A 25,743-nucleotide genomic window follows, 5' to 3' on the forward strand; every position below is an offset into this window, starting at 1 on the left:
CACTCAACCCGCTTCTTGGGTTTGATGTCTGATGTTTGATGTTAAAAGTTATCTCCAACTTCAAACACCAAACATCAAACTTAAAACTATCTTTTAGTCGTTCTGGTCGTTGTTATGGAGCCACGGCATCATAGCACGGAGTTTTTCGCCGACCTGTTCGAGCGGATGTTCAGCGTGCTGACGGCGCATAGCGAGGAAGTGAGCGCGGCCACCGGCTTTGTTTTCGAGGAGCCAATCTTTGGCGAAGGCGCCGGACTGGATGTCGTTCAAGACTTCTTTCATGGCTTTTTTCGATTCCTGGGTTACGACACGCGGACCAGCGGTGTAATCGCCATATTCAGCGGTGTCGCTGATGGATTTGCGCATCTTAGCCATTCCGCCTTCATACATGAGGTCGACAATCAATTTCATTTCATGGAAGGTTTCAAAGTAAGCGATTTCCGGCTGATAACCAGCTTCGCAGAGGGTTTCGAAACCGTTGGTGATGAGCTGGCAGATACCGCCGCAGAGGACTGCCTGTTCACCGAAGAGGTCCGTTTCCGTTTCTTCCTGGAAGGTCGTCTGGATGACGCCGGCACGCGTACCGCCGATACCGCGGGCATAAGCCAGGGCGAGGTCGAAACATTTTCCGGAAGCATCCTGTTCAACAGCGAATACGTCGGGGACGCCGCCGCCTTCTACGAACGTACGGCGGACGAGATGGCCCGGACCCTTCGGAGCAACCATGAAGACGTCGACATCAGCCGGCGGAACAATCTGTTTGAAGTGAACGTTGAAGCCGTGTGCAAAAGCGAGGGCACTGCCGGATTTCAAGTTCGGAGCGATTTCCGTTGCATATACGTCAGCCTGTTTTTCGTCCGGAATGAGGACCATCGTGACGTCAGCATCTTTGACAGCTTCGGCAACGGTCTTGACTTCGAGGCCGGCTTCTCTGGCTTTAGCTGCCGATTTGCTGCCTTCATACAAGCCAACGACAACGTCGACGCCGCTGTCTTTGAGGTTCAAGGCATGAGCATGACCCTGGCTGCCATAACCAACGACAGCCACTTTTTTGCCTTTCATAACGTCCCAATTTACGTCCTGATCATAAAATACTTTTGCCATAATAACATCTCTCCTTGAGTATAAAATAATTTATCTCGTTGGGATTTAGAGATTCGTCGAAAGAGGCCAACAAAAAAAACTCCGCCCCTCACTGAGGGACGGAGTACTATTCCGCGATACCACCCTGATTCCCGGTGCATTGCTGCAACCAGGCTCTCTACAACGTACCAACATACGCGTTTCCTATAACGTGGAAAAATCGTCAGTGCTTAATCTTGCTTCAGCACTTCTCTTCGGGGATGATTTTCAATCGCCATTCATTACCGGCTCGCACCAGCCGCCGGTTCTCTGGGAATGTCCGGACGAACTACTCTTTCCCGTCATCAGATTTCACTATATGCTTTTGCGAGCCGTTATCGTTGCGGCCCGTTTGAAAAGCTTGAACACATTCTACAAAAACCTGCGCCGTTTGTCAATGGCTTTGGGGAAATTTTCCGAAAAAAGTTTGGTTAAACGTTTTTCTACCTAAAATCATTAAGCCCGACGATTGCCAAGATACCATTTCACAAACTGCTGGGCAATGCGGCCATTGCGGCCGGAGTGTTCCATTTCCCAGCGGACGCCTTCGACGCGCAGTTCTTCCGGATCCAAGGTAATCCCGACTTTTTTCAATTCATGGGCGATGATCTGCAAGTATTCGTCCTGTGTCGGTGCCGAGTAATGGAGGATGAGGCCGAAGCGGTCCGACAGGGAAATGGATTCGTTCGTGCTGTCGTCGCGATAGACTTCATCCAGTTCATCATTGCGGTCACGCCACGTTTCCTTCAAGAGGTGGCGGCGGTTGGACGTCGCATAGATGAGGACGTTCTTCGGCTGCGGTGTGACGCCGCCGTCGATGGCCGATTTGAGATATTTATACTCTTTTTCATTTTCATCAAAGGACAGGTCGTCGAGGAAGAGGATGAACTTCTTGCTGCCGATGTCACCGAGCCGTTCCATGAGCTGCTGCAGGTTATGGAGCTGGCCGCGCTGGACCTGGATGAGGCGCAGTCCCTGTTCGTGATAGCGGCAGACCAGGGCCTTGACCGCCGTCGACTTGCCCGTCCCGCGGGAGCCCGTCAGGAGGACGTTATTGGCTGACCGGTTGGCCAAAAAGGCCGTCGTATTGGCCAGGAGCTTTTCCTTCTGGGCCGCATAGCCGATGAGGTCATCCCATTCGAGATGCGGGAAGTTTTCGATGCCGATGAGGTTGCCGTCGTCGCCGATACGGAAGGCCATGAACTGAGCCAGTTTGCCCCGACCATAGACTGCATAATGATGCAGTAAAGCCTTGGTCGCTTCTTCCGGTGTCGATGCCGTCATGAGAGCCGTTTCCAAAGTCTGGACATAGCCATAGACTTTGGGGACAGCCGGCTCATAGTTGTCGAGGAAATCGACATCGAGGAAATCCGAAGCGGACTGTTGCAGATACGGCCAGAGTAAGGTCATGTCCAGCAGCAGGGCCTTGGTCATGCCCGTGCCGGCCTTCCCCGACCGTTCGATGGCTTCGGCAGCGACGGTATTGCCTTCCCCCAAGAGGTAGAGGAAATACTGGCGCAGGATGTTGCCGCTGAGGCCCAGCTGTTCAGCCCGTTCCAAAAGGACAGCCGCTGCTTCATGCTTGCCAAAGGGATTATCCCCCTGTTCCTGGACCGCCAGCAGTGCCTTGATGACGGAATCATTTAAAAAATTGCGGCACACGACGAGGCCGCGCAGACTCTTATTTTCCATATGAAAACCTCCCCATAACCCTTTACATATTGGGGCTATTATACCGCCGCCAGGCCACGGTGGTCAAGGAAGTTTCGTCATATTTATACGGTAAAAGGTTTTACTCAACTACTTTTCCGGACGCAGGGCGTCGGCCATCTTGCACATGCGGACGATGGGTTTGACATCGTGGACCCGGACAATGGTGCAGCCTGCCAAAACGCCGGCTACACAGGTCGTCTCAGTCCCTTCCATCCGTTCCGTCACCGGCAGGTCCAGGATCTTGCCGATGAAGCCTTTCCGGCTCGTTCCCAGGAGCATGGGATAAGGCAGGGCCGTCAGTTCCTGCAAATGTTTCATAACGTAGACATTCTGGTCAAAATCCTTGCCAAAGCCGATGCCCGGGTCAGTGATGATCTGGTCCTGGCTCATGCCTGCCTGGTCAGCAATGATGGCCGAGCGGATGAAAAAGCGTTTCATATCTTCGATGATATCGTCGTATTCCGTACCCTCCTGGTTATGCATGACGACGACAGGGACGCCGTATTTGGCGGCGACAGCAGCCATCTTCCCCGGTTCCGGCGCGTATTGGAGGCCCCAGATATCATTCATGATATGGGCGCCCGTACTCATGGCATATTCAGCCGTTTCCGCCTTGTACGTATCGACAGAAATGGGCACTGGGCAGGCTGCGACCAGGCGCGGCAAAATCGTTTCCAGCCGGGCGATTTCTTCAGCTGCCGAAATCGGCGTAAAGCCGGGACGTGCCGATTCAGCACCGATGTCGATGATATCGGCGCCGTCAGCTACCATCTCTTCCATATGCTTCAAGGCCACATCGACGTTATTCCATTTCCCGCCATCCGAAAAAGAATCGGGCGTATAATTGAGGACGCCCATGACCAGCGTCCGTTCCCCAACGGTCAGCGATTTTCCATCTTTCCAATGATAATGACGAACTTCCATGCTAATTCCTCCCAACAAAAAAGAGATAACGAAGGCGCCCAAAAGGACGCACAGTCGTTATCTCTAAAAACTCAAGTCCGTAACCTGTACGTTACCCGTCCATTATAACAAAAGAAGCGTATCCTCACAAGTAAACGGAAAATCCTACTACTATACTAGTTGAAATTATGGAATAGAACGCATTATCGGATATGCCCTTAGCAGTATCGGCCACGTTTTCAGTGCTTCTAACATCACAAAATACTTGAAGAGTGAACATCGAAAAGTTTCTAACGATACCGTAATAAAGACATAAAGGACAATTACCCCAAATACGTCGTTTCTATGGATGAACTCGACTTTAGTCACGATGGAATCCAACACTATAACATTCGTAAATTTTTGCAGCTCCCCCATGATTTATTAAATATGTGAAAAATGGAAGTTTGTTGACGTAAAGTAACTTCATGATATACTAAAGATGGTTTTATCTTTATGGTTCTATGCAAAGGGGGATTCATCATAATGAAAAAAACGCCTGTTATCTTCACCGGTCACGGCAGTCCGATGCTGGCTATCGATGAAAACGATTTGACGCGTGAAATGCAGCGCGTCGGCGCAGACGTTCTAACCAGCGAAGACAAGCCCAAAGCCATCCTGGCCATCTCGGCCCACTGGTATGTCCCGGGCACGTACATCCAAAGTGCCAAAAAGCCGCGGCAAATCTACGACATGTACGGCTTTCCGGAAGAACTCTATCAGCTCCAATACCCGGCCAAGGGCTGCCCGAAACTGACCCAGGACGTCTGCCAGCTTTTGGGCAACGCCGTTTCCATCGACGATTCCTGGGGCATCGACCACGGAACATGGAGTGTTATGGTCCATATGTTTCCTAACGCGCCCATCCCAGTCGTCCAGCTTTCCGTAAACAGCCTGTTTACGCCGGACCAATGCTTCGCACTCGGCCAGAAACTCGCCCCGCTCCGTGAAGAAGGCTATCTCATCTGGGCCAGCGGCAACATCGTCCACAACTTGCGCCGCGTCGAATGGAACAAGCGCGGCGGCTCTGAAGCGGCCAAACATTTCAACCAAGACATCGTCGATAACGTCACAAAGGGCAACCTCGACGCTGTCATCCACTACGAAAACCACGAACACGCAGCCTACGCCGTGCCGACACCGGAACACTACCTGCCCCTGCTCTATTGCCTGGGCGCAGCCGGAACGGACAAAGCTACGCCATTCAATAATACCTGCACCTTGGGATCCATGGCTATGACCGGATTCGTCTGGGCGTAAAAAAAGGGCTTGTCGCATGACGACAGGCCCTTTTTGAGTTGTTAGTGGCTAGTGATTAGGGGTTAGCGGATGGTTTTAACTTTAAAAGCCCTCGGCTCGTGGAAATGGCCGTGGTTCGTAGTTCGTAAAAGCCTGCCATTATACCAGAATGGGCGGTGATGGAATTTCTCAGCGGGCTGCCCTTTGGGACAGCCCCTACGCACAAGGCCACAGGCCGTGTATTTTTTTGCAGTCTGCAGGACTACAGCGACCGGCCACCTGCGAATTGCGGCTTGCGTTTATTTTTCGTCGCCTATATGCGATTCCGTAGGGGATGCCTAAAAGGCGTACCGCCGTGAATCCTGTGCATAGCCGGAATTTAAGTTGAAAATTTGATGTTGATGGGGATGGTTTTAATATCAACCCATCACGATGAACGATGAACTACAAACGATTGGCGAGTTCTTTGATGGTCCCCTTTTCGATTTCGAAGAGGTGGATCGTGTCTGTTTCTCCGGCCAGTTGTTTTTGGACTTCTTCGGCCAGTTTCAAGGTGGCGTCGGAGCAGGTGAACAAGAATATCTGTTCTTTTTTGCCCAGGGAGGCCAGGAACTGGATGGCTTCTTTCTGGCGTTGTTCGTCGAAGCGGACTAAGATGTCGTCGAGGATGAGCGGCATCGGCTCGATTTGTTTGGAGAAGGCCATGGCCAGACTGATGCGGATGGCCAGGTAAATCTGGTCGCCCAAGCCGCTGCTCCACTGTTTTTCCGGGACGCGGCGCTGGCTGCCGTCGACGGCAAAGAGCTGTTTGCCATCCAGGCTGGCCTGCAACGTATAGCGGCCCTGGGTCATGAGGTTCAGGTATTCGCCGGCCTGGCGGATGACGACGGGCTGACGGACCCGTTCGTAATATTCCTGGGCTTGTTCCAGCATGTACTGGGTATACATATTGGTCAGCCAGTCGTCGACAGCCCGATCCAGTTCAGCCTTGCGGTTCTGTTTGGCCTGCAGGAGCTTACCGTATTCGTCGGTCTTGGCCATCTGGCTCAGGCGTTCGATGATGCTGCCCCGTTTTTCAGCGACTTCAGCCAGTTTCTTTTCGGCATCGGCAATCTTTTTCTGGTAGTAATCGCGTTCGTCCGTCCAAGTCTTCAAAGTGTGTATCTTCAATTCATGGCGCAGTTCGGACAGGTTCTTCGGCGTCTTGGCGATGAGGCGGATATGGGCTTCGGTCTGGTCATAGACTTCTTTATACTGATGGAACTGACGGAAGCGCAGGACTTTGCTGCGAAATTCCCCTTCCGACTGGGCTCCCGTCGCCTTGAGCAGTTCCTGCTGCTGCTGGATGCGCTGCTGCCGTTCTTCACCAAGGCTGACAATCTGGCTTTCCCGTTCTTTCTGCTGGCGGTCCTGTTCTTTCGCCACTTCGGCCTGGACGCGGATATCCTGCCACTGTTTATAAATGGCTTCGACGGCATCCGGTGACACGGTCTGTTTGACGCCGACTTCGCGGAAAATCTGTTCTGCCGTATCGCTCCAGCGGGAAATGGCTCCTTTTAATTCCATCTTGCGCCGTTTCCAGTCCGATGCAGCCGTCGTCACGTCATGCCACGTATCCCAGGCTTCTTTCGCCTTGGCCACATCCGTCGTATCGAGCTTGCTGAAACTGGATTTTTGGCGCCAGCCGTCCCAGGCACTTTCACAGGCCAGGAGCTGTTTCTTGCAGGTATTGCCATCGGCCTGCCATTTTTCATAGATGGCGTCATACATGACTTTCTGTTCTTTCTGCCAGGCGTTCTTCGTTTCCCGGGTCTGCCAATCCAGGTACTGTTTGCGGACGGCATCCAGTTCCTGGAGCCAGCGTTCATTCGATTCATCCGTGCTGAGGGTAATTTCCGCTTCCTTGGCCAGGTCGCCGATTTTCCCGTTGACGCTGGCCAGCCGGCCTTCGATTTCCGCGATTTTACGGGGAATCCGGTCGGCGCCCGTACTCTGGCGGACTAAAGAAATGACGGAGATGACGACGCAGGCTGCCGCTCCGCCGAGGCCTACAGTCGAATCGAAGTGACCCATGTAGACGGCAGCGACGCACAGGGCGGCCAAGACCAGGAAGGCGACGCCGACGAAGGTAAAGGCCTTCGACGAACTGGCCGGTTCCGTTTTCAGCCATTCCAGCTGTTCCTGTATCTTCTGGCGTTCCATGACGACATTCTGGATTGTCGCCACAGCGGTCCCGATGACTTCCCATTCGTCTTTAGTCTTTTCAGCCGCTCCGTCTTCCCCGTCTTGGGACGAGACGTTCTTCGGCTTATCGGCCTTCCATTTTTCTAGATCCTGCCGGCTGTGGTCGAGGGCGGCGGCTGCCGAAATCCCCTGGGTCCAGTTGACGGCGGTCGGAATATCCTTACCATCGGTCCAGGTTTTGAGCAAATCGGCTTGTTTCGTGCCTTCAAACTCCCAGTCCATTTCCTTATCTTCATGGTCCGAGAGTTCGGCCAGGCCTTGTTTCCATTCGCCGACGTGATGATACATCTCATCGAGCTGGGGGCCGCAGGCCAGCCAGCGGTTCCACGATTTCTGGAAAGCCGGGCCTTTGCGGCTCGTCGCCTTGAGTTTGCGGACCTGGTCGTCGATGGCTTTGATATTTTGTTCCAGTTCGGCCCACTTTTGAGCGCCATCAGCGGGGAACTGGGAAACGTCTGCCAGGGCCTGCATGTGCTGCAAGGCATCCTGGCCGCGCTTATAGACATCCCAGGCGGCAATGGGCATGGAAATCCGTTCAATCTGCTGCTTCGATTCTTCGATGTCCAGGCGGATGCGGTTTTCGATTTCGTGGGTCGTCTGTTCCGTTTCCTGCAAGCTGGCAAATTCATCTTCATCGTAAGCCATGCCGTTGATGCGGCGGTCGAAATCTTTCTGTTCATTGAGCAGGGAGTTGATGGGCTTCTTGCCCTGCGGCGAAGCGACCAGGAGATTCCCCATGTGCTTGGTCACTTCACTGCGGGCCATCCCCATGCTGACGCCACCTTCGATGCTGAAGAAATGGCTGCGCACGGCTTCATTGGATAGGATTTTAAAGCCCTGCAAGTCTTCCAGGCCCATGGCAAAAATTTTATCATACGTCTGGCGGTCCAGTCCGTGCCACCACAGGTCTGCCGGTTCGTCCTGAACCTTCTGGCTGCCGTCAGACAGGAAATATTCTTTTTCATTGCGGACGATCCGGTATTCTTTCCCGTCTTCCCGGCGGATACCCATGCTGCCGAAATAGCCTTTCCAGTCTCCGCGCAAATAACCGAAGAACATGGACCGGACATATTTCATGAGCGTCGTCTTGCCGCTTTCGTTGCGGCCGTGCATGACGATCAGGCCGTGTTCCGGCGGATTCCAGCTCACACCATGGTAAATCCCGAAATCATCCAAATGCATCTCTGTAATCTTCATACTGCTTAACCTCTTCTATGTTCCAGCAATTTCTGTACGCCAAGCCATTTGGCTTTCTCGAACGTTTCCAGCAGTCGCTCATCCGTCAATGCCCGGCCATACGTGCCGAGGCGCTCAAATTCCGGACGGCTCATAAGGATATCCCGCAAAGCCCTGACTTTCTCTTCAGGAGCCAGCTTTTCCAGTTTGTCGAAGACGTTCAGATAGTCGCCGACGGAGTCTGGCAATTTGCTCCGTTCACCCAGGTTCATCTTGGGCCGGGCCAGGTTGCGCAGGCGTTCGACCATGACAAAAGCGTATTTCCCCTGTTCTTCTTCGCGCCAGCTGTCCAGCCAGTACTGCGTCGCTTCGGGATTGTTGAGGACGTGGTACATGCTGCCGGAGCCGGTGAAATTGACTGTCAGGAAGGTCGGCTTGCCGATATTGCGGCGCACTTTTTCCTTGGCAAAGCGGACAGACTCGCGCAATTCCGACACCGATTCGATGCCGTCGATAGCAAGGTCAATGCTTTCCCAGCGGACGATGCTCGTATCGATAAATTCCAGGTCCGTCGTCCCATAAGGGCCGACTTCGACGTAATAGCAGCCCCGCGGCCCCGTTTCGGTACAATCCAGGCCCTGCGGGTTGCCGGCATAGACGATATATGGCTTTTCACAAAGGATTTCATGCTTATGGATGTGTCCCAAGGCCCAGTAATCCATGCCGCACTCCTTTAAATCTTCCAAGGTACATGGCGCATACGTCGATTCCCGGCTGCCGACCTGAGTATGGAGCATACCGATAGAAAAACGGTCACCAGCGGCACGGTTGAATTTCCAGGCCAGGTTTTCCCGCTGTTCGCTCTTAGCATAACTCTGGCCATAAATAGCCGCCACTTCTTCGCCATCGACGACGAGGGGCACCCGTTCAACCGATTCCGTCGGGAAGATATGGACATTGGGCGGAAAGGGAATCTTCGCCTTCCACGCTTCCAGAGGGTCGTGATTGCCCAGGACGGCAAAGACTTGTATATTATTTTGTGCCAATTTATGCAAGAGGCGCACGTAATCGAGCTGTGCCGTCAAGTTGTGATCGGCACTGGTGTAGACATCACCCGTGATGAGGACAGCGTGGACTCGTTTATCAATGGCCATCTGGACGATTTTCTGGAAGGCCCGGACAGGCGCTTTCCCGACGATACGCTGCCACCGTTCATCAATGGCGGCAAGGTTATGGAAGGGACTCCCTAAATGAAGATCACCGCATTGAATAAAACGCAAACTTTTCGCCATTAGTATCCTTCTTTCTCTGACCATGCCCCATGCAATGCCGCAACGGCATCGCGGAGCTTGCAGCTGGGAATTTTTGAAAATGACAGGAGAAATTCTTTATCCGTTTCCTGCGACGGTGTTTCGTAAAAAGACTTCATGGATAAGACACGACAGCCTTGCTGTTCCGCCCGGCGGCGCAATTCTTCTTCCGGAAGAGGGCTGTGCAGGCGGATATGGCAGTACACGCCGGAAACCAGGCGCCCTACGACGATGTCGCTGCCAAAGGCTTCGACCAGGAGTTTCCCTAACAGTTCCCCTTTTTCCTGATACTCCTTGCGCAATCGCCGGACCTGGCGGGAGAGTTCCCCGCTGTCGATATATTCAGCCAGTACGCATTGTTCCGGCACCGAAGCGCCCTGGCGGAACAGGCCGCGCCGCTGCTCATAGAGGGGCATGAGCGGTGGCGGCAGGACCATATAGCTGAGACGGATAAAAAAGGGCAGTACCTTGGACAAGGCGCCCATGTAGACGACGCGGCCCTGACGGTCCAGTCCTTGCAGGGCCGGGACAGGCCGGCCATAGTAGCGCAATTCGCTGTCATAATCGTCTTCGATGATCAGGCCGTCCGTCTTTTCCGCCCAGCGCAGCAGGCGGTGGCGGATACCGGCCGGCATGACAGTCCCCGTCGGGAACTGATGGGACGGGCTGACGTAGACCAGGCGGACGCCGCTGGCTTCCAGGGCATCGACGTGGAGCAGGCCGCCGCTGATGGGAATGGGCACGATGGAATAGCCGCTGTTGCGGAAAATCTCCCGTCCCAGGCGGAAGCCCGGGTCTTCGACGCCGATGCAGGTATATTTATCATGGAGCAGGTTGGTCAGGACTCCGAGGAGGGAAATCGTCCCGGCGCCGATGATGATCTGCGACGGATCGGCATGGACGCCACGCGTTTCGTAGACGTAGCGGCTCAAAGCCCGGCGCAAATCGGGGACGCCCTGGTCATCGTTGGCCGCCAGCAGGCGGTCTGGTTCTGATAAAATCCGATTCATATATTTCCGCCAGATGTCGAGGGGGAAGCGTTCCAGGGCCATATCGCCGCTGGCAAAATCATAAGCATAGACGGGACGACGGCTGGCCTCGCACAAGACCGGCGCCGCTGCATCCGCTGGCCGCGGCTCCAAGCCTCCCAGGGAAGCCACTTCATAGCGAGCCTTATGACGGCGCAGGATATAACCTTCGCTGGCCAGCTGGTAGTAAGCCTTTTCGACGGTCATCTTGCTGATACCCGCTGCCTGAGCCAGTTCGCGGACCGAATCGAGGCGCATACCGGCTACCATCCGGCGTTCCTCGATTTCCCGGCGATAATACTCATAGATTTGTACATAATAAGGTTTGCTGATAGATTTATCGAGTTGCAGCATCGTGACCTGGCGCCGTCTCCTTTCCTTGAACTACAGACATGGTGGAAATATCTCTGCAATATTATATTGTACCGAAAAAAGGGCGTCGTGGCTAGTGGCTAGTGGTTACTGCGCCATGGCCGCTGCGATGGCAGCGCCGACTAAGGGGCCGTCTTGGACCAGGACCGGTTCGACGGGAATCTGATTGTCCCGGCTCACGCCTTCATTCTGACAAGCCTGCATGGCGTCTTCCATCATGAACAGAGCACCGCGGACGTGTTCCAAAAGGCTGCCGTCGACGGCGACAGACTGGGCCGGGACGGGCCCCTCGCCATAGAGATGGCGCAGGATGCCGCAGCTGACGGCCCCGGCCAGCTGGGCAGCGCGGACGAAGATGGCCGCACCGATGTTACGGATAGGCCGCACCTCATCGATGCGGACGATGCGGTCCCATACCCGGCCCATCGCCAGCTGACCCTGGTGGTCATCGTCATGGCTGATGAGTTCATTCATGACGGCTGTCGAAAAGTGCGGCAAATCCTGAGCCTTGAAATAAGATAACAAGGTCTGCCGGAAAATTTCTGCCGCATAGGCCCCGCTGACCGTCTTTTCCAGCAAATGCTGTCCCGGCTGGGTCGATAAGGCATCAACGGCTTTATCCCAGCGATTGCGCACGAGGCCGCCATAATCACCGGCTTCCAGATTGACGACCATATCCCAGGCCGGTTCATAATAGCAGGCGTTGAAGCCCGTACCGCAGACGACTCCCATACGGACGCGTTCCATCGTATACGCCGCCGACAGCAAGAGGGCCGTCGTATCATTGACCAGGGCTGACGGCTCGATATTTGTCAACCCCTGCCGTGCCAAGGCTTGTTCCAACAGCTGATTGATGAGCTGCCCTTCGACTCCGGGAACGGCGATTTCTTTAGACCACGACAGGAGCCGGGCATCTTTCAGGCATTCCTGCTGCATGGCAAAGGAAAAAGTATGGCCCAGCTTATAAATCGTATCCTTGCCGGCGACCTGGCCGACGAGGCGGGCCAGGAAATCGAAGAGCCCTTCAGCCGTCGCCGCGGGAGACAGGTAGTCGTATTGCCCGGGCAGCCGCAGCGGCTGGCACACCTTCTTCTCGATGATATAGCAATGGCGGCCTAATAATCGGACCCGTGAAGCCCGCACGTTCGTACCGCCAAAATCCAGGGCCAGATAGACGCCGCTTTCGTCACCGCCAGGCAGGGACACGTAGGATTTTTCCGCCGATACCGTCGCCTCGTCCTGTCCCTCCAGGGCCCGCTCTATATCGGCAGCAAAATCACGGGAAATCTGCTGCAGCCGTTCGTCGGTCAAATAAAAATAGCGGGCAATATTCATCCAGTCCATCCGTTCTTTCATGGCAGTGATCACCTCTTGTAAAATCGTAAATCTATTATACTATAATCTGCCAGCCTTTGTCGTCGTTCCTCCATGATTTCTATGATATACGTCGATTGTCAACGGTTGACTTTTTGTGACAATAGGCTATAATCATAGGCAGAGTGAGACCGAATCATAAGGGTCGCACGAAGGGGTACACCACCTTGGGTGTAATTCTTCGTGCGACCCTTTTTTTCATTTAGAGAGAAAGGAGGGCCATCCATGGTACGGATCAACGGCAAAGACATCGCAGCAGCCGGCCAGAACCTGCTCGCTTACCTGACCGATCAAGAATATCGTACAGACCGCATTGCCATCGAACTGAACGGCACCATCATACCGCGCAGGGATTATGACAAAGTGACCTTGAAAGACGGCGATTCTATGGAAATCGTCCACTTCGTCGGCGGGGGCTGATTCCTGCTGACCAAGCGAAACAGACAGACCTATCAATCATCATAAAAGGAGTGTTTTCCCAATGGAAAAAAAAGATACCCTGGTCCTCGGCGGCCACGAATTTACATCGCGCTTCATCTTAGGTTCCGGTAAGTTTTCTGTCGACCTCATCAAGGCCGCTGTCGAACAAGGCGGTGCCCAGATCGTAACCATGGCCCTGCGCCGCGTCGAAGCCGGTCAGAAAGATAACATCCTCGATTATATCCCGAAAAACGTCACCCTGCTCCCGAACACGTCGAGCGCCCGCACGGCAGACGAAGCCGTCCGCATCGCCCACTTGTCCCGTGAAATCGGCTGTGGCGACTTCATCAAGATCGAAGTCATGCGCGACTCCAAATATCTCCTGCCGGACAACAACGAAACCATCAAAGCCACGGAAATCCTGGCCAAAGAAGGCTTCGTCGTCCTGCCCTATATGTATCCGGACCTCTATGCAGCCCGTGCCCTGGCTGACGCCGGCGCCGCTGCCATCATGCCCTTAGCTTCGCCGATCGGCACCAACAAAGGCTTGTCGACAAAAGATTTCATCCAGATCCTCATCGACGAAGTCGACCTGCCGGTCATCGTCGACGCCGGTATCGGCCGTCCGTCCCAGGCTTGCGAAGCCATGGAAATGGGTGCCGCTGCCATCATGGCCAATACGGCTATCGCTACGGCCGGGGACCTGCCGCTCATGGCCAAAGCCTTTGGTGAAGCCATCCGCGCCGGCCGCAATGCCTACCTCGCCGGCCTGGGCCGCGTCCGTGAAACGGCTTCGGCATCGGATCCGCTGACAGGCTTCTTAGGCGATTAAGGAGGAATGAACATGACGGAAGAAACCAAAACCATCGACCAAAGCAAACTCATCGATCATATGAAATATCTGCCGGGCATGGAAGTCATCGATTCGGACATGCTCGACCAGGTCGTCGCTATCCACGATTCCTTCAACAACGACGATTTCACCGAAAAAGATGTCCGCCTGGCCTTGTCCAAAGAACATCTGGACCCGCGGGACTTCATGGCCCTCTTATCGACAGCTGCCGCTCCTTTCCTGGAAGAAATGGCTCAGAAAGCCCATTTAGTCACACGGCGCCACTTCGGCAACAACATCACCATCCTGACGCCGATCTACTTCGCCAACTACTGCGATAACTACTGCATCTACTGCGGCTTCAATTCGCACAACAAGATCAAGCGCGCCCGCCTGACCGACGAAGAACTCCACCGCGAATGTAAGAACATCGCCGACACGGGCATCGAAGAAGTCATCATGCTCACCGGTGAAAGCCCGAAGATGAGCGATATCAAATATATCGGCAACGCCGTCAAGATTGCCCGCCAGTACTTCCGGGTCATCAACATGGAAATCTATCCGGTCAATTCGGAAGACTATAAATATCTCCACGAATGTGGCGCCGACTATGTCACGGTCTTCCAGGAAACATACAATTCCGACAAGTATGCTACCCTCCATCTGGCCGGCCACAAGCGCATCTTCCCATACCGTTTCTATTCCCAGGAACGGGCTATCCTCGGCGGCATGCGCGGCGTCGGCTTCGCAGCCCTCTTAGGCCTGGACGATTATCAGAAAGACGCTTTGGCTACGGGCATGCACGCATGGCTCATGCAGCGCAAATACCCGCACGCCGAAATTTCCCTGTCCTGTCCGCGCCTGTGCCCGATCATCAACAACGATAAGATCAACCCGAAGGACGTAGACGAACGGAAATTGACGCAGATTATCTGTGCCTACCGCTTGTTCATGCCCTATGCCAGCATCGTCGTATCGAGCCGCGAAAGCGCCCGCTATCGTAACGCCATCATGAAGATTGCCGCTACGAAAGTCTCGGCCAGTGTCTGCGTCGGCATCGGCGGCCACTTGGAAAACGATGGCTCCGAAATGGGCGACGAACAGTTCGAAATCACAGACGGCCGTTCCTTCGACCAGATGTATTCTGACATCAAGAGCATGGGCCTGCAGCCGCTTACGAGTGAGTACATCTATTTGTAACCACTAACTTTGCTATCCATCACTATAATCCTATACATGTAGTACCGACAAAAACGGTCCGGGACCCAATCCACCCCGAACCGTTTTTGTTATAAATCCTCATGTTTTACAGCGTTTTAGTCATACAGAGCATCTATTATATTCTATTAGTATAATTGTTGACGTTAGTATGAGATTCATGTATAGTTATAGGTATAAAATACTCTAAATATTCAGGTGATAAATCGTGTTAAAAGTAGCTGCAATTACAAATCACGAATTAGCCTCGACGAACTACTGGGATCAGCTCGAACAAATCGCCGCTTCCGACGTAGATTTCATCGTCCTTCGTGAAAAGAACCTTACCGAAGAAGAGTACACAGATTATGCCAAACGGGCGCTGCGCCTCTGCAGCATCCACCAGAAAACATGTGTCCTCCAACATTTCGGCAAGGCTGCCATCCGTCTCCACATTCCCCGTTTCCAGTGCTCTCTGCCTTATCTGGAAACCCATTCGTCCCTGCTCTACTACATGACGACCCTGGGCGTATCCGTCCACACCGTTGAAGAAGCCATCAAGGCCGAACAGCTCGGTGCTACATACCTCATGGCCAGCCATGTCTTCCCGACAGCCTGCAAGCCGTCGGACCCGCCCATCGGCGTCGATACGGTCGAAGCCATCTGCAAGGCCGTCAAGATTCCCGTCTACGCCTTAGGCGGCGTCACGCCTAAGACCATCTCCCAGCTCCAGGACGTCCCCATCAAGGGCGTAGCCCTCATGTCAGGACTCATGACCTGCCCGGACGTACCGGAATACCTGAAGGAATTACGTGCCTAAGCAGGAGGGATGACCGCAATGACCCAGGCTTATATCATCATCGATATGCAGAATGATTTCATCGATGGCGCCCTCGGCAACGCCCAGGCACAGGCCATCGTCCCGAAGGTAGAAGCGAAGATCGTCGCCAGCAAGAAAGATGAAGACCAGGAAACGGACCTCATCTTCACGCAAGATACACACGGCGAAGATTACAGCGAAACCCAGGAAGGCCGAAAACTCCCGATTCCGCACTGTATCAAAGACACGCGGGGCTGGCGCATCTGCAAACAGCTCCTGCCCTACACCATGTGGGCAACGATACTGGAAAAGCCATCCTTCGGCTGCCCGACCCTGGTCGACGAAGTCCGTGACTACGACCGGCTGGTCCTCATGGGCTTGTGCACCGACATTTGCGTCATCGCCAATGCCATGATGCTAAAATCCTTTTATCCGGAAAAAGAAATCATCGTCGACAGCACCTGTTGTGCCGGCTCGACACCAGAAAACCACGAAAAAGCATTACAGGCCATGAAAGCCTGCCAAATCGATATCCTATGAAAAAAAGGGCTTGTCGCATGTGCGACAAGCCCTTTTTTACTACCCACTGATAATCCCTGTGATTTCGGCTTTGGTCTGGTTATTGTTGATTTTCTTTTCGTAGCCTTTCAAAATCAGGCATCCCAGGATGCCGCCGACGATCATGCCGGCGAAGGCCGTCATTTCCGGTGCTACCTGCCACGAACCACCCAGCAGGTAGCCGAGGATGCCGCAGACGATGACCAGCAGCAGCGGCACGCCGAAGCAGATGATACCTTTGACGCCCATGCCGGCATCGGGGATGTTGAACTGTACGTATTGCCCTTTTTGGGCCCCGATGGGGTTCACAGCGTCGATGACGACATTGTCGGCACACATGCTGTCGCTGCAGGGCGAATATAGATTATTGCGGTTGGTCTGTATCTTGACCAGCCCGTTCGGGCATACTTCTTCGACGACGCCCGTTCCTGTTCTCATAATAAAGTACCTCTCTTTTTTCAGGACTAAAAGCCCAGATTTTCCCCAACCAAGATGACCTTGATACGGCCCTGGGGCTTACAGATCCGCGTCCGGACGACTTGGGCACAGACGCTGTCCGGTCGGATGCAGTGGCCACACATGCCGGTTTTGGCACAAGGCGTGCCGACGCCGGGGAAGCGTCCGATATTCTGCGGCGAAGCGACGGTATGCGCCCGTTCGATGCCCGCTTCGACGGTCGGGACGACTTTATTCATACCGACGATGGCGATGACCTGTTTCGGCCCATAGCAAAGGGCGGCGACGCGGTTGCCGTTGCCATCGATATTGATGAGCTGCCCGTCCTGGACAGCGGCGTTGGTCCCCATGAGGAACGTATCGCAGAGCAGGGCCTTGCGCATCAGTTCGACCCGTTCTTCCGGCGTCTTGGCCGAATCGCGGTCGATGACCGGATTGTGTTCCAATACGTAGGGCCGCAAGCCGATTTCATTGATGGATACGGAACCGCCCCAGGACACGACATCCGTTTCGGGAATATACGAAATGGCCTGTTTCAAGGCTTCTTCCTTGGTCGGACAGTACACGGCTTCAAAGCCGCGGGCTGCGAATTTCTTGGCCACTAAGGGCCCCTTGATGTCATACATGCGGTGCATCATATCTGTTCTATCCATAATAACTCCTCCTTTACTTTGCCAGCATCATTTCTGCCTTCGCTTCGGCAGCCGGCGTACCATCGGCATGGGTGATTTTCCCTTTCATGATGAACAGGCGGCCGCGATGGACTTCCGGCCAGCCTTCGACTTTGACCGTTTCCCCGATGCGGATAGCACTGCGGAAACGGATTTCCAGCCGCGCCGTATATGCCGGTTTCCCAGCCTTGCGGAACACGTAGTCCCCCATGACTTCATCTAACAGGGTACTCGTCAGGCCGCCATGCATGCGGTCTCCGTAACTTTCATGTTCGACTTTCGGCGTAAAATAAGCGACGCAGCGATTGCCGTCCAGCTTCATGTCCAGCTTCAGGCCAATCGGGTTATCGCGGCCGCAGCCAAAACAATGATTGGTTTCATACGCAGTTTCCATAACATCACCCTCCGTATATTCTTCGTTCTATCCTTATTATACTATACTTGGCAAGCCCTCCTATGTATTTGAAATTAATTATCATATTATCATTGACAATCAATATCAAATAAGCTATACTTACAGTATCAAAGCGAAAGGAGCGGCAATTGGATATGAACCTGGATTACGTCTTAATAACCCATTGTTCGCCTACTCTTGCAGGGCTTAAACAGGCATCCCTTCTCTGTCTGCCCCGCTTAGGCAACGGCTGCACTTATGATAAAATAATTGAAAAATATAATCATAAATACAACCCTAAAGGCTTGTATTTCCGCATCTTATATGCCTGTCCCCAACGCACCCTGCTGTATGTATACCGGCCGGCCAGGGTTCGGACTTATGTACAGCAACGGGACATTTCTTCATTTTTGCAGCAATTCGGTTATCAAGACTGCCAGGACATATCGGCCCTGCTGGACCGTCTTGCCGCACGCTTTGCAGAAGGCGGCTGTTTCCCTCATGAATCGGGCATTTTCCTCGGCTATCCCCTGGAGGACGTGTGCGGGTTCATCGCCAACAAGGGAAACCACGCCAAGCTCTGTGGCGAATGGAAAGTATACGGCGACGCTCATGCTGCCGCCCGCACTTTCCATCGCTATACGTGCTGCCGGCAAGACTATTTGGACCGCTTTGCCGTTGGGACAACATTAGACTCGCTCATCGTAGCATAAGGAGGATTTATCATGGTAGAAATCGTTTATTGGAGTGGTACAGGTAATACAGAAGCAATGGCTAATGAAATCGAAGCCGCCGTCAAAGCGGCCGGTGCTGATGTAGAATCAGTCCGCTTTGAAGATACTAACGTCGATGACGTAGCCAGCAAAGACGTCATCTTGCTCGGCTGCCCGGCTATGGGTTCGGAAGAATTGGAAGACTCCGTCGTCGAACCGTTCTTTACCGACCTGGCTCCGAAATTAAAGGGCAAAAAAGTCGGCCTCTTCGGCTCATACGGCTGGGGCTCCGGCGAATGGATGGATGCCTGGAAGCAGCGCACGGAAGATACCGGCGCCACGGTCATCGGTACGGCTATCGTCAACGAAATGCCGGATAACGCCCCGGAATGCAAAGAATTGGGCGAAGCCGCTGCGAAAGCATAAAAATCAGAAAACAACTTCACATTCATTCTCCTCTTAATAAAAGGGCTTGTCGCACGACGACAAGCCCTTTTACGTGGTTAGTAGCTAGTGGCTAGCTGCTGACGGCTTAAAAGGGCTCGTATTTCGACGATGAACGACCTGCGTTTACTTTCTATCAAGTATATATGCTATATAGGCACGATTAAGCATAACTCTCATCCTTCTCATTTGCCTAGGGTATGTTAAAATAGGAACGTACTATTTCATCCTTATTTTTTTTCTAATCCTAAAGGAGGATTTTGTATGAAAGACCAAGTCTTTTCGATTTTGCAGGCTGTCGGCCGCAGTTTCATGCTGCCCGTCGCCATTCTGCCGATTGCCGGCTTACTCCTCGGCATCGGGGCTTCCTTCACCAATGCGACGACCATCCAGACCTATGGACTGGAAAGCATCCTCGGAAGCGGCACGATGCTCCATTCACTGCTCACCATCATGAGCGATGCCGGCAATATCATCTTCGGCAACTTACCGATTATCTTCGCCGTCGGCGTCGCTATCGGCATGGCCAAGCAGGAAAAAGAAGTCGCTGCCTTATCGGCCATGATTGCCTTTTTCGTCATGCACGCCTCGACCAACGCCGTCCTCAAATTGACAGGCAAAGTATTGGCCAACAATACCGTAGCTCCCGATGTCCTGGAAGGTACGATTGCCAACGTCTGCGGCATCATGTCCCTTCAGGAAGGCGTCTTCGGCGGTATCATCGTCGGCATCGGCGTCGCCTACCTGCACAACCGCTATCATAAAATCGTCTTGCCCAACGCCCTGTCTTTCTTCGGCGGGTCGCGTTTCATCCCCATCATTTCCACCGTCGTCTACATGTTCGTCGGCATCGCCATGTACTTCGTCTGGCCAGTCGTCCAGAATGGTATCTTCGCCCTCGGCGGCCTGGTCACGGGGACGGGCTATATCGGCACGTTGATTTTCGGTATCATCAAGCGGGCCCTCATCCCCTTCGGCCTGCATCACGTCTTCTACCTGCCATTCTGGCAGACCGGCGTCGGCGGCTCGATGATGATCGACGGCAACCTCGTCCAGGGCGGCCAGAACATCTTCTTCGCCCAGCTTGCATCGCCTAACGTCACCCACTTCAGTGCCGATGCCACCCGGTATTTCTCGGGTGAATTTATCTTCATGATCTTCGGCCTGCCCGGCGCTGCCCTGGCCATGTACCGCACGGCTAAACCGGAAAAACGGAAAGTCGCCGGTGGCCTGCTCTTGTCGGCAGCCCTGACTTCCATGTTCACAGGAATCACGGAACCGATTGAATTTTCCTTCCTCTTCGTCGCTCCGATGCTTTTCTACGTCCAGGTCATCCTGGCCGGTGCGGCTTACATGATTGCCCACATGCTGAACATCGCCGTCGGCCTGACCTTCTCTGGCGGCCTCCTGGACTTGTTCATCTTCGGCATCCTGCAAGGGGAAGCCAAGACCAACTGGATGTACATCATCCCGGTCGGCATCATCTATTTCTTCCTCTACTACTTCATCTTCACCTTCCTCATCAAGAAGTTCGACCTCAAGACACCGGGCCGTGAAGACGATGACGTAGAAACGAAACTCTACACCAAAGCCGACGTCAAAGCCCGCGATGCCGCTGCCAAAGCCGGCGACGGCGAAGCTACTACCGACGTCGTCAGCCAGGCCATCACCCGCGCCCTCGGCGGTACCCGGAACATCACCTCCGTCGACTGCTGTGCTACGCGCCTGCGCTGCTCCGTAGCCGATTCGGCCTTAGTCAACGATGCCGCCTTGAAAGCGACCGGTGCTGTCGGCGTCATCAAGAAAGGCCAGGGTGTCCAGGTCGTCTATGGCCCGCAAGTCGCCGTCATCAAAGCCAACCTGGAAAGCTATCTGGCAACCAACCCGGCAGACGGCCCCATCGAAGCCGCACCGGCTGCAGAACCGTCTCCAGCAGCTGAAACCCTGAACGCTTCGGAAACGCCAGCTGAACCGGAAACAGCCGCAGAAAAACACTACTTCAATTCTCCCTTCACGGGCAGCCTCCATCCCATTACGGAAGCCCCGGACGAAGCTTTTGCCAGCAAGATGACCGGCGACGGCTTCTTCGTCACCCCGACCGACGGCACGGTCTATGCACCGGAAGACGGGACGGTCACCTTCGTCTTCGACACAAAACATGCCATGGGCATGACCACAGCCGACGGCGTAGAATACCTCCTGCACATCGGCATCGATACGGTCAAGCTCGAAGGCAAGGGCTTCAAAGTCTTTGTCGAAAACGGCCAGGACGTCAAGAAAGGCGATAAACTGATGGAATTCGACGACGAATACATCAAAGCCAACGCCCCGTCCGACGCCTGCCTGTGCATCTTCACCGACCTCGAAGAAGGCAAAGAAGTACACCTGGCAGCCGAAGGCAACGTAAAAGCCGGCGACCAGGCCGTCTGGTTCTAATGGTAAAACCGCAGACCGCAGGTAAGCCTCTCCTGATAGGAGAGGTGCCCCGCAGGGCCGAAGAGGTTGAACCCCTCAGTCACCTTTGCTGACAGCTCTCCTGATAGGAGAGCCAACGGGCCGTGAGCCACGAACCCTTACAAAAAAAGCGCTGTCGCGATGCGACAGCGCTTTTTTTAGCAGGCAGCAGCTAGCGGCTAATGGCTCTCCGGGATTCCCGCATGGCCCGGGACGGGCCGCCCACGTGCGGCCCCTACGACGAGCCACGAGCCACTAATACAACTTCTTATAAATGCCGTACACCTTATCGTAATCGAGGGGCACAAAACTGTGCTTCATGAGACGCTGCTGATTTTCGATGACCGACTTAGCAAATTCCGGCAATTCTTCTTCTTTGACGCCGTATTCATGGAGCGCTTTTTTGGGCAGGATGACGTTGAGCAGTTTTTCCAGTTCTGCATAGACATTTTCCGGTTCGCAGCCCAGGATATCGGCAATGAAGCGATTCAACTTAGCGATTTCCCCATCTGATTTGATGGACATGTAGCAGTTCATGACGCCTGTGAACATGGCGTAGTTCGATTCCCCATGAGGAACATGATATTTCGCCCCTAAGGGATAGCTCATGGCGTGAACCGCAGCGCAACCCGGGACGCTGAAGGCGATGCCGGCCCAGTTGCTGGCCAGGAGAAAATCTTTCATGAGCGGAATACGGGCTTCCGGACCGTGGTCGCGGATCTGCAAGTACCCTTTGAGGATGAGTTCGATGGCGTTATAACTGAAGACGCGGAAGCTGGCGCTGGAATCCGGAGACAAGGCCGATTCGACAGCGTGAACCAGGGCGTCGATGGAGCTGGTCGCAAAGACCTTGAACGGCAGGGTCTTCAAGAGCTGCGAAATGAGGACAGCCTTGTCGGCATACAGGGCGTTGTCGGCAAGGCCCTTCTTCGTATTGCGGCTGACCAGGGCCATGACCGATACATTGGTGACTTCGCTGCCCGTCCCGCATGTCGTCGGGATGAGGATGAGTTCCTTTTCTTTTTCCACAGGAATCTTGCCATCGAATAAATCGAGGACCGGGCTGACCTGCTTCAAGACGAACAACTTGCACAAGTCCATGACCGTGCCGCCGCCGATACCGATGATGCGCTTCACATCTTTCGGCATATCTTTATAAATGGCTTCGGCCATTTCATCAGACGGTTCACCCATACCATACTTTTCCTGGAACAAGACGTGGCACGTAAGGCCTAAGTCCTTAAAATTCGGGTCGAAGATGTACTGATTGGTAATAATCAAATCATCCGCCCCAACCTGCAAATCTTCCACAAACTCCCGGCATGTATCATAAGAGTAAATCGTCGGTTTCAACTGTAATTCAATCATGTAGATACCCCTTTCTGTTGGTTAATGGATTCATCGCCTCTAGTGTAACAAAGACCGAAACATTTTTGCAAGAGCCCGGTTGACCGTGATATAATAAACCTGTCCTGGGGGAGGATGGGTTCTGGTGTTCCCTCTGGTCTTCAAAACCAGCATGAGGGGTTAAGAGCTTCTCAGGTGGGTTCGATTCCCACACTTCCCCGCCAAAAAAAGGCGCTGTCACACGAAGACAGCGCCTTTTTGAGTTTTAAGTTTGAAGTTGAAAGTTTGATGTGGATGGGAAAAAATTTAAAAGCCATTGTCTCAAACATCATACATCAAACATTCTTACTTGATTTTTCATCCGTCTTGTCTGCTATCTCCTTCGTTTCATCGGTATTGACAGCTTCCTTGAATTCACGGAGACTCTTGCCCAAAGCCCGGCCGATCGTCGGCAGTTTCCCCGGTCCAAACACAATTAGGGCAATAATTAAAATGAGCAGTAATTCCGGTGCACCTAAGCCAAACATCGTCATTCCCCCTATAATACCATTACTTCCTTACATGACTTCATGATACCCTTATCCAGGCAGGCTGTCAATGAAGGCGCGCGGGTAGGAAAATTATGTCGCCAAAATATAATATATCTATCGTCCGTCCATAAAAAACGAAATTGTATACAGGAAATATATAAAAGATAAGCTGTCTTACAAAGGGTATCTTCATAAGACAGCTTATCTTTTGTTATTCAAAACCTTTTTCACGCGTTATGGCCATTCCCTGAGCTCCTTCTATTGTCAGCCATTGATGGAATAAAAATCGCTTCACATGGATAACAATAGATTGATATCCTTGTTGAATCTGTAATTTAGGATGATACCAAATAATAATATCATCAACTAGCTCAAAAGGATATTCCATTTGTTGACCCGGCTTACCTAAGCCGATTTCTGGAACGTAACTGCCCCAGATTAAATCACCTTTTCAACAACTCCCTCCAGATGGTTCAAAGGCCAAGGTAACGATGACATTTCCACCATGAGACTGAATATATTGTTTTGCTTGTTCCGTGATAGTAAACATCTTGTTTCCCTCACTTTATTTTCCTAATGCATCAGCCTTCATAATGGCATCATACACTTCATCTGCTGTAATGTCAGCACGCACATTTTTTGTAAACTGAGTTGGTACAGTAGCTGCTTCCGCAACCAGACGGATTTCTTCTTCTTTTACATCCTTAATCCCTAAATCAGCTAAGCATGAAGGAAGTCCTACCGATTTTATATAGTGTAATACTGTGTCCCACTCATCTTTTGGTGCTTTTTCTAAAATAAGCTGCGCGAGTAATCCAAAAGCAACTTTTTCACCATGGGAAGCTCCGTGGGCCTGTGGGACATGGGCAAAACCATCATTGATAGCATGAGCTGCCGCAAGGCCTCCCGACTCAAACCCGACACCACTAAGATAGACGCAGGCTTCAATGACCCGTTCCAAAGCAGAATTTACCTCCTGTTTTTCAACGGCATTGAGCGCTTCCAGTGAATCATTTAATAAAGTTTTATAACATAATGCAGCCAAGGCTAATGCCGTTGCTGAACAAGCTCCACGAGCCATGGTTTTAGCCCCACTACGTTGGCAAGCACGTGCTTCAAAATAGGTAGATAAGGCATCCCCCATACCAGAGACCAAATATTTTTTAGGCGCTTGAGCGATAATCCCAGTATCGACTAAAACGAGATCCGGATTATGTTTCATCATTAAAGCCTTGATAACGACGCCCTGTTCATTGTAAATAACAGCTACACTGCTGCACGGTGCATCATTAGAAGCAATAGTAGGGATAATAATCGTCGGCAAATCACCTAAATTAGTAGCCACGGCTTTAGCCGTATCCAGAGCTTTACCTCCACCTACGCCAATGATAGCATCACAGCCGTGCTGATAAGCTATATCTTGTGCATCAGCGATTGCCTTTTTAGAACATTCACCTTGAAATTCAGCATAAAATACGGATTTATTCGCACTATTCAGAGCCTTGTCAATGCGTTCACCAATTCTTCGCTTATTATTAGGTGACAGCAAGACTAAAAAGCTATTGCCCATTTTCTTAACATACTTCCCTAATTTATCCAACTCTCCATTGCCTTGCACATAATATCCCGGGGCTTTAATTCCAATCGTCATGACTCAATACCACCTTTCTAAAAAAACCTCTCCCAGCCGGGGTACTAGGCTACCCTTACCAAGAGAGGTTCCACACAATTAGTAATACCTATGAACAGAAATCAGGCATTTCTTGAAGACGGCAAACCAATGTGTATACATCTTCTCCGACCCGATAAACGAGTAAATCACGATTTTCGTCGGTACAGGGAATATTCGATTCCTCCCCACCATTCAGGTTATCATGACAAATACTGTTCAGGTCTTCAAAAATTTCCATGACGCCCTCTTCTCCTTTGCGGACAATCCGTAAAAGATCATTAAAGTAGAGTTTATCTTCATCATCATATTTAAAAATAGTACACCAACGGCTTAACAACTCTTCTTCATTCATACCCGTTTTTTGAGAAATCAAAGTCTTTTGAGAAGCTAATAAAAGCAGCATGCATGATAAATAAGATTTTACGACCAGTGGGATATGATCCTTAACCTTAGCAAAATACCGGCGATGCGACCAATAGCCATCAAAAGTCAAATCATTCTTTTCCAAAAACTCTTTGATTCCATCATTGGCCGATACCCCGCAAATCATGAAAAAACGCTTCATTGATTCATTCGTCGACTTGCTTTTCGCATTCATCAAGCATTTTTTTACGAAGAATTCGCAGACCTCTGTCGTATTCGATTTTGTCAGTTTGCGCAATAAATCACCATAATACTGCATAGCTCAACCTCCGGTTGTCAAGAGTCTTCTCTG

Annotated in this window: 24 protein-coding genes, 1 tRNA gene and 1 other annotated feature; of the genes, 10 read left to right on the forward strand and 15 right to left on the reverse strand. The window is 52.5% G+C overall.

Translation table 11 applies throughout. The annotated features are described in order from the left end of the window. Positions 1-93: 93 nt before the first annotated feature. The 3 genes from ilvC to folP form a co-directional block, all read right to left on the reverse strand. Positions 94-1,104 (reverse strand): ketol-acid reductoisomerase, encoded by a 1,011-nt coding sequence (ilvC, locus tag C6362_RS02995; protein WP_014015285.1) that lies wholly within the window; start codon positions 1,102-1,104, stop codon positions 94-96. Between the two features lie 91 nt (positions 1,105-1,195). Further along, positions 1,196-1,437 (reverse strand) — a binding site (T-box leader). Between the two features lie 141 nt (positions 1,438-1,578). Then, positions 1,579-2,814: an ATP-binding protein gene (locus C6362_RS03000; protein ID WP_014015286.1), complete on the reverse strand. Its 1,236-nt coding sequence runs from the start codon at positions 2,812-2,814 to the stop codon at positions 1,579-1,581. A 108-nt stretch (positions 2,815-2,922) separates the two neighbouring features. Then, positions 2,923-3,759: a dihydropteroate synthase gene (folP, locus tag C6362_RS03005; protein ID WP_014015287.1), complete on the reverse strand. Its 837-nt coding sequence runs from the start codon at positions 3,757-3,759 to the stop codon at positions 2,923-2,925. A gap of 504 nt (positions 3,760-4,263) precedes the next feature. Between folP and ygiD the strand changes: the two genes are divergently transcribed. After that, positions 4,264-5,037 (forward strand): 4,5-DOPA-extradiol-dioxygenase, encoded by a 774-nt coding sequence (gene ygiD / locus C6362_RS03015; protein ID WP_014015288.1) that lies wholly within the window; start codon positions 4,264-4,266, stop codon positions 5,035-5,037. 423 nt (positions 5,038-5,460) lie between these two features. On the opposite strand, the gene C6362_RS03020 is transcribed toward ygiD, so the two are convergent. From C6362_RS03020 to C6362_RS03035, 4 genes are all read right to left on the reverse strand, one after another. Continuing rightward, positions 5,461-8,457 (reverse strand): ATP-binding protein, encoded by a 2,997-nt coding sequence (locus tag C6362_RS03020; protein WP_014015289.1) that lies wholly within the window; start codon positions 8,455-8,457, stop codon positions 5,461-5,463. A gap of 5 nt (positions 8,458-8,462) precedes the next feature. Beyond that, entirely contained in the window at positions 8,463-9,728 is a 1,266-nt protein-coding gene (locus C6362_RS03025; protein ID WP_014015290.1) for a metallophosphoesterase family protein, read from the reverse strand. Next, positions 9,728-11,128 (reverse strand): MocR-like pyridoxine biosynthesis transcription factor PdxR, encoded by a 1,401-nt coding sequence (gene pdxR, locus C6362_RS03030; protein WP_014015291.1) that lies wholly within the window; start codon positions 11,126-11,128, stop codon positions 9,728-9,730. The genes C6362_RS03025 and pdxR overlap by 1 nt, the downstream gene beginning before the upstream one ends. A 105-nt stretch (positions 11,129-11,233) precedes the next feature. After that, positions 11,234-12,502 carry a hexokinase family protein gene (locus C6362_RS03035; protein WP_014015292.1) on the reverse strand — a complete coding sequence of 423 codons (1,269 nt, stop codon included), beginning with the start codon at positions 12,500-12,502 and terminating at the stop codon, positions 11,234-11,236. Positions 12,503-12,745: 243 nt separating this feature from the next. On the opposite strand from C6362_RS03035, the gene thiS reads away from it, so the two are divergent. The 5 genes from thiS to C6362_RS03060 all read left to right on the forward strand — a co-directional run bounded on the left by thiS (position 12,746) and on the right by C6362_RS03060 (position 16,329). After that, positions 12,746-12,940 carry a sulfur carrier protein ThiS gene (gene thiS / locus C6362_RS03040; RefSeq protein WP_014015293.1) on the forward strand — a complete coding sequence of 65 codons (195 nt, stop codon included), beginning with the start codon at positions 12,746-12,748 and terminating at the stop codon, positions 12,938-12,940. A 61-nt stretch (positions 12,941-13,001) separates the two neighbouring features. Then, positions 13,002-13,772, forward strand: coding sequence for a thiazole synthase (locus tag C6362_RS03045; protein WP_014015294.1), 771 nt, complete (start codon positions 13,002-13,004; stop codon positions 13,770-13,772). A gap of 12 nt (positions 13,773-13,784) precedes the next feature. After that, on the forward strand, positions 13,785-14,972 hold the full coding sequence (gene thiH, locus C6362_RS03050) for a 2-iminoacetate synthase ThiH (protein WP_014015295.1): 1,188 nt from the start codon (positions 13,785-13,787) through the stop codon (positions 14,970-14,972). A gap of 226 nt (positions 14,973-15,198) precedes the next feature. Continuing rightward, positions 15,199-15,789, forward strand: coding sequence for a thiamine phosphate synthase (locus tag C6362_RS03055; RefSeq protein ID WP_014015296.1), 591 nt, complete (start codon positions 15,199-15,201; stop codon positions 15,787-15,789). Between the two features lie 18 nt (positions 15,790-15,807). Continuing rightward, a complete protein-coding gene (locus C6362_RS03060; protein WP_014015297.1) occupies positions 15,808-16,329 on the forward strand; it encodes a cysteine hydrolase family protein in 522 nt (173 codons plus the stop codon). Positions 16,330-16,368: 39 nt separating this feature from the next. Here C6362_RS03060 and C6362_RS03065 read toward each other — a convergent pair whose 3' ends face one another. The 3 genes from C6362_RS03065 to C6362_RS03075 are packed head-to-tail and all read right to left on the reverse strand — an operon-like array spanning position 16,369 to position 17,868. Continuing rightward, positions 16,369-16,785, reverse strand: coding sequence for a SoxR reducing system RseC family protein (locus C6362_RS03065; RefSeq protein WP_014015298.1), 417 nt, complete (start codon positions 16,783-16,785; stop codon positions 16,369-16,371). Positions 16,786-16,811: 26 nt separating this feature from the next. Next, on the reverse strand, positions 16,812-17,456 hold the full coding sequence (locus tag C6362_RS03070; protein WP_014015299.1) for a lactate utilization protein: 645 nt from the start codon (positions 17,454-17,456) through the stop codon (positions 16,812-16,814). 13 nt (positions 17,457-17,469) lie between these two features. Beyond that, complete coding sequence (locus C6362_RS03075; RefSeq protein WP_014015300.1) at positions 17,470-17,868, reverse strand: PaaI family thioesterase; 399 nt, start codon at positions 17,866-17,868, stop codon at positions 17,470-17,472. A gap of 155 nt (positions 17,869-18,023) precedes the next feature. Between C6362_RS03075 and C6362_RS03080 the strand changes: the two genes are divergently transcribed. The 3 genes from C6362_RS03080 (at position 18,024) to C6362_RS03090 (ending at position 21,461) form a co-directional block, all read left to right on the forward strand. Then, positions 18,024-18,581, forward strand: coding sequence for a DUF3793 family protein (locus tag C6362_RS03080; protein WP_014015301.1), 558 nt, complete (start codon positions 18,024-18,026; stop codon positions 18,579-18,581). A gap of 12 nt (positions 18,582-18,593) precedes the next feature. After that, positions 18,594-19,007, forward strand: a complete 414-nt coding sequence (locus C6362_RS03085; RefSeq protein ID WP_014015302.1) for a flavodoxin — start codon at positions 18,594-18,596, stop codon at positions 19,005-19,007. A 282-nt stretch (positions 19,008-19,289) separates the two neighbouring features. Continuing rightward, positions 19,290-21,461, forward strand: coding sequence for a PTS transporter subunit IIABC (locus C6362_RS03090; protein WP_014015303.1), 2,172 nt, complete (start codon positions 19,290-19,292; stop codon positions 21,459-21,461). 273 nt (positions 21,462-21,734) lie between these two features. On the opposite strand, the gene C6362_RS03095 is transcribed toward C6362_RS03090, so the two are convergent. After that, on the reverse strand, positions 21,735-22,847 hold the full coding sequence (locus C6362_RS03095; protein ID WP_014015304.1) for a 4-hydroxybutyrate dehydrogenase: 1,113 nt from the start codon (positions 22,845-22,847) through the stop codon (positions 21,735-21,737). 106 nt (positions 22,848-22,953) lie between these two features. Here C6362_RS03095 and C6362_RS11775 point away from each other — a divergent pair. Beyond that, positions 22,954-23,050, forward strand: a tRNA-Sec gene (locus C6362_RS11775). A 111-nt stretch (positions 23,051-23,161) separates the two neighbouring features. Here the strand turns inward: C6362_RS11775 and tatA are convergent. The 4 genes from tatA to C6362_RS03110 form a co-directional block, all read right to left on the reverse strand. Then, positions 23,162-23,353 carry a twin-arginine translocase TatA/TatE family subunit gene (tatA, locus tag C6362_RS03100; protein ID WP_014015305.1) on the reverse strand — a complete coding sequence of 64 codons (192 nt, stop codon included), beginning with the start codon at positions 23,351-23,353 and terminating at the stop codon, positions 23,162-23,164. 214 nt (positions 23,354-23,567) lie between these two features. Beyond that, positions 23,568-23,744 (reverse strand): hypothetical protein, encoded by a 177-nt coding sequence (locus C6362_RS11905; protein WP_170066467.1) that lies wholly within the window; start codon positions 23,742-23,744, stop codon positions 23,568-23,570. 177 nt (positions 23,745-23,921) lie between these two features. Next, on the reverse strand, positions 23,922-25,007 hold the full coding sequence (locus C6362_RS03105; protein WP_014015306.1) for a glycerol dehydrogenase: 1,086 nt from the start codon (positions 25,005-25,007) through the stop codon (positions 23,922-23,924). An 88-nt stretch (positions 25,008-25,095) separates the two neighbouring features. After that, complete coding sequence (locus C6362_RS03110) at positions 25,096-25,710, reverse strand: hypothetical protein (protein WP_014015307.1); 615 nt, start codon at positions 25,708-25,710, stop codon at positions 25,096-25,098. Positions 25,711-25,743: the final 33 nt, after the last annotated feature.

The organism is Megasphaera elsdenii DSM 20460, assembly GCF_003010495.1.
In the GTDB taxonomy this organism is placed as follows: Bacteria; Bacillota; Negativicutes; order Veillonellales; family Megasphaeraceae; genus Megasphaera; species Megasphaera elsdenii.